The sequence below is a fragment of the Flavobacterium sp. P1_E4 genome (assembly GCF_056405915.1).
On record NZ_JBFUBE010000078.1, the window covers coordinates 1 to 801 of the forward strand.

Below are 801 nucleotides of genomic sequence, written 5' to 3' on the forward strand. Positions count from 1 at the left end.
CCTTTGGACACATAACGGAGCCGGTTCGTTGAGTAATGAARCAACACTTACACCTACCTACACTGCAGCGGCCGGAGATGAAGGCAATACTGTGACCTTGACCATGACCGTTACCAGTAACAATACTTGCGGAATTGCAAAAGCTACATCAATTTATACCGTTAATGTGGATGCATTACCTCAAGCTTCTGCAGTTGGCGGAAGTCAAACCATCTGTTCCAATGCAACGGCTACGGTAAGCGGAGCCACTGCTTCAAATGGAACAATCCTTTGGACACATAACGGAGCCGGTTCATTGAGCAATGAAACAACACTTACACCAACCTATACTGCAGCGGCCGGAGACGAAGGCAATACTGTGACCTTGACCATGACCGTTACCAGTAACAATACTTGCGGAATTGCAAAAGCTACATCAACTTATACCGTTAATGTGGATGCATTACCTCAAGCTTCTGCAGCTGGCGGAAGTCAAACCATCTGTTCCAATGCAACGGCTACGGTAAGCGGAGCCACTGCTTCAAATGGAACAATACTTTGGACACATAACGGAGCCGGTTCATTGAGCAATGCCACAACATTGACCCCAACCTATACTGCAGCGGCCGGAGATGAAGGCAATACTGTGACCTTGACCATGACCGTAACCAGTAACAATACTTGCGGAATTGCAAAAGCTACATCAACTTATACCGTTAATGTGGATGCATTACCTCAAGCTTCTGCAGCTGGCGGAACTCAAACCATCTGTTCCAATGCAACGGCTACGGTAAGCGGAGCCACTGCTTCAAATGGAACAAT

Annotated in this window: 1 protein-coding gene; it reads left to right on the forward strand. The window is 47.1% G+C overall.

Annotation, left to right across the window (positions count from 1 at the left end; all coding sequences use genetic code 11):
* Positions 1-801: hypothetical protein (locus AC1DY0_RS19065; RefSeq protein ID WP_477190154.1), on the forward strand; the 801-nt coding region annotated here is incomplete at both ends.